The 3712-nt window shown below is 68.9% G+C and carries 5 protein-coding genes; 1 reads left to right on the top strand and 4 read right to left on the bottom strand.

All coding sequences use genetic code 11. The features are described 5' to 3' along the window. The 4 genes from cobK to QOD90_RS01150 form a co-directional block, all read right to left on the bottom strand. The coding region (gene cobK / locus QOD90_RS01165) for a precorrin-6A reductase (RefSeq protein WP_526345842.1) at positions 1-422 on the bottom strand (422 nt) is incomplete at its 3' end. Then, positions 422-1177: a precorrin-4 C(11)-methyltransferase gene (gene cobM, locus QOD90_RS01160; RefSeq protein WP_526345840.1), complete on the bottom strand. Its 756-nt coding sequence runs from the start codon at positions 1175-1177 to the stop codon at positions 422-424. The genes cobK and cobM, both read right to left, overlap by 1 nt. Next, positions 1174-2352: a precorrin-6y C5,15-methyltransferase (decarboxylating) subunit CbiE gene (gene cbiE / locus QOD90_RS01155; RefSeq protein ID WP_526345838.1), complete on the bottom strand. Its 1179-nt coding sequence runs from the start codon at positions 2350-2352 to the stop codon at positions 1174-1176. Before cbiE ends, cobM begins: the two co-directional genes overlap by 4 nt. Next, the gene (locus tag QOD90_RS01150) at positions 2349-3101 is read right to left on the bottom strand and encodes an SDR family NAD(P)-dependent oxidoreductase (protein WP_526345836.1); all 753 of its coding nucleotides are present in this window, start codon (positions 3099-3101) and stop codon (positions 2349-2351) included. Before QOD90_RS01150 ends, cbiE begins: the two co-directional genes overlap by 4 nt. Positions 3102-3136: 35 nt before the next feature. Between QOD90_RS01150 and QOD90_RS01145 the strand changes: the two genes are divergently transcribed. Beyond that, a complete protein-coding gene (locus QOD90_RS01145; RefSeq protein WP_526345834.1) occupies positions 3137-3553 on the top strand; it encodes a F420-dependent biliverdin reductase in 417 nt (138 codons plus the stop codon). Positions 3554-3712 lie beyond the last annotated feature (159 nt).

The raw sequence follows: 3712 nt of genomic DNA, 5'->3' as shown, positions 1-3712 counted from the left end.
ACCTTCGCGAACGCGGCGCTGCCGGAGCGCCCGGTGGTCAGGAAGACCCGCGAATAGCGGTTCCGGGCCACGACGTCGGCCGCCTCGACGTCGGAGTCGACCACGAGCGCGTCGCCCTGCGGCCATGCGGGCCGGGCGAGGATGACGTGCGGGACCCCCGCCTGCCGACAGACCTGCGCCGCGTTGGCGGTGATGCGGGCGGCGAAGGGGTGGGTGGCATCGACGACCGCGGCGATGCGTTCGTCGCGAATCCATTTGCACAAGCCGTCCACCCCGCCGAACCCGCCGATGCGGACCTCGCCCACCGGGAGCGCGGGGTCGGGAACGCGGCCCGCGAGCGAGCTGATCACGGTCACAGCGGGATTCAACTCCGCAGCCAGCGCGCGCGCCTCGGCGGTTCCGCCGAGCAGCAGCACCCGCATCAGTGCCTGCTTCCGCGGCGCCGTCCCGACGAATAGAGGTAGCTGTCGGTGAAACCGTCGGCCGCAAGGACGTCGCCGACCACGATGACGGCGGTCCTGGTGATGGCTGCGGCGTGGACCTGTTCGGCCAGCTCACCGAGGCGGCACCGCAGTATCGTCTCCTCTGGCCATGACGCGAAGGCAACTACGGCACAGGGGGTTTCGGCGTCATAACCACCGGCGAGGAGGTCGGGCACGATCGCATCGACCTGGGCGGCCGCCAGGTGCAGTACCAAGGTGGCACCGGGTGCCGACAGCGTCCGCAGATCCTCCCCAGCCGGCATCGCCGTGGACAGCGTCGCGACCCTCGTCAGCGTCACGGTCTGTGCGACGCCTGGCACCGTCAGTTCGCGGCCCAACGCGGCGGCCGCGGCGGCGAAGGCGGGGACGCCAGGCACTACTTCGTAGTCGACGCCGGCCGCGTCGAGGCGGCGGCACTGTTCGGCCAGTGCGCTGTAGATCGACGGGTCACCGGAATGCAGGCGCGCGACGTCCAAGCCCGCGGCGTGCGCGGCAGTGAGCTCGGCGACGATCTGCTCCAATGTCAGTGGCCCAGTGTCTATCACCCTGGCCTCCGGCGGGCACAGTGCCAACAGGTCGTCGGGCATGATCGAGCCGGCGTACAGACAGACGGGACACCGCTTCAGCAGGCGCTCCCCGCGGACGGTGATCAGATCGGCGGCACCCGGTCCTGCGCCGATGAAGTAGACGGTCATCGCTTGGTCACCACCCACTGGGTCACGGGCATCGCGGGTCGCCAGCCGGTGAATCCTCCGACCGGCTCACCGTGATAGTGCTGGAAGCGGTGCAATGTACCGCCCAGGTGCGAATACCATTGGGCGATAACAGCTTCAGACTCCACCGTGACGACGTTGGCGATCAGGCGGCCGCCCGCGGGCAAGTGGTCAAGACATCCGTCGAGCAGGCCGGGATGCGTCAGGCCGCCGCCGATGAAGATGGCCGCGGGTTCGGGTGCGCCGACGAAGTCGGCCGGCGCCGCTCCTCGAACCTCCACCGCCGCGCCGAACGCAACCGCGTTGCTTACGATGCGTGCGCGGCGTACGTCGTCCCGCTCGAATGCCACTGCCGCACAACCCGGTGCACTTCGGCACCACTCGACGGCGATGCTCCCCGAGCCGGATCCGACGTCCCACAGCAACTCGCCGGGCCGCGGCGCGAGCGCCGAGAGGGTGACCGCCCTGATCGACTGCTTGGTGATCTGGCCGTCGTGAGCGAACACGTCGTCGGGCAGCGCGTGGGCGACCCGGTCGTCGGGCAGGTAGCGCACCGCCATCACGTTCAGTGCGTCGACGTCGTGGGGCGGACGACCCGCCCACTCGCGCGCCGTGGCGGAGCGGCGCCGCTCCCCCGGCCCGCCGAGCTGCTCGAGCACGGTCAGTTCGGAGTCACCGCGGCCGGTCTCGGCGAGCAGCCGGGCCAGGGTGGGCGGGCTGGTGGCGTTGCGCGACAGGACGACCGCCTGACCCCCGCGACGCACGGCGGTGTGCGGTTCTGCGGTGACGAGGCTGATGATCTCGGTGTCCTGCACCGCCCATCCGACCCGCGCGCACGCCAACGTCACGGACGACACGTGTGGCAGAACTGCCACCCGATCCGACCCATACAGCCGGATCAGGGAGTTGCCGATTCCGTGCAGGAGGGGGTCACCGCTGGCGATGACGTGCACGTCGCCGCCTGCGTCGTCGAGCAGGGTGCGGAGCGCAGGAAGCAGTGGAGACGGCCATGCCCGCCGGCGCGCCGAGACGGAGCCGTCAAGTAGTTCGAGCTGTCGTTGTGATCCGTAAATGACGGTGGCTCTGGACAATTCGGTTCGCGACGCGGTGGACAGACCCGTCATCCCGTCCGCACCGATGCCAACGACGACGATCATCGGGGAAGTCTCCGCCACACCGAGCGTGGCAGCAGCCGCAGCCCGAGCACCAACGCGCCCAGTGACCTCGGCACCCAGATCTCGTTGCGCCCCTTCGCCAGCGCCCGTGCCACCGCCTCGGCCACCTGTGGCGCCGTACTCGACAGCGGGGCCGGTGACATGCCCTCGGTCATGCGGCCGATGACGAAGCCCGGACGGACGAGGAGCAGTCGGACCCCTGAGCCGTGCAAGGCGTCGGCCAAACCGCGGCTGAACGCATCCAGGCCCGACTTGGCCGAGCCATACACGTAGTTGGCCCGGCGCGGACGGGCCCCCGCCACGGATGAGAACACCACGATCGCACCGCGACCCGCCGAGCGCATCGTGGCCGCCAGCACGGTCAGCAGGCTGACCTGGGCGGTGTAGTCGGTGTGCACGATCGCGGCGGCATGGGTGGCGTCCACCTCGGCGCGCGCCTGATCACCGAGGATCCCGAACGCCACCACGGCCGTGCTGATCGGACCGTACTCGGCGACGATTGACTCGACGAGCGGCGCGTGCGACACGAGCGCGTCGGCGTCGAACTCCCGGACGTGGACGGCCGCCGCACCGGCCGCCGTCACCGCAGCGGCTTCGTCGGTTAGCCGATCAGCACCTCGAGCCGCCAGTACGACCGTCGCGCCCTTGGCCAACCTCGTCGCCAATTCGATCCCGATCTCGCTGCGTCCGCCGAAAATCACCACCACGCGATCCTCAGCCGTGTCCTCCATGGCTGAGATTATGTCCTGCGCTAGGTTGGACACCGATGGCGAAGGCAACTACGCGGCTGACGAACGATGCGCTGGCGTTCCTGACCGAACGACATCTCGCCATGCTGACCACCCTTCGCGCGGACAATTCGCCGCACGTCGTCGCGGTCGGATTCACGTTCGACCCCAAGACCCACATCGCACGGGTCATCACGACAGGCGGCTCGCAGAAGGCGGTGAATGCCGACCAGCGCGGCATGGCGGTGCTCAGTCAGGTCGACGGTGCGCGTTGGCTCTCGCTGGAGGGCAGCTCGTCGGTCAACGCCGATCCCGACGGCGTCCGCGACGCCGAACTTCGCTACGCCCAGCGCTACCGCACGCCGCGGGTCAACCCCCGGCGCGTCGTGATCGAGGTGCGGATCGAACGGGTGCTCGGTTCGTCGGAGCTGCTTGACCGCAGTCACGACGCCTGACCCGTTTCCCGGCGATTACCATGTGCCACTGACATTTTCGGTGTCTTAGGCGATAGTTGTGCACAGTCGGCGATTCATCCACAATCTGGCTTTGCGGGCTGGTTTTTGTCGGGGATCGCACATATGTTCGAAGCATGTTCGATCACATGGTGGCCACCA

This window comes from Mycobacterium sp., assembly GCF_032161845.1.
Taxonomy (GTDB): Bacteria; Actinomycetota; Actinomycetes; order Mycobacteriales; family Mycobacteriaceae; genus Mycobacterium.
The sequence above is the reverse complement of the archived record's forward strand: the minus strand, read 5'-3'. Positions and strand labels throughout refer to the sequence as shown.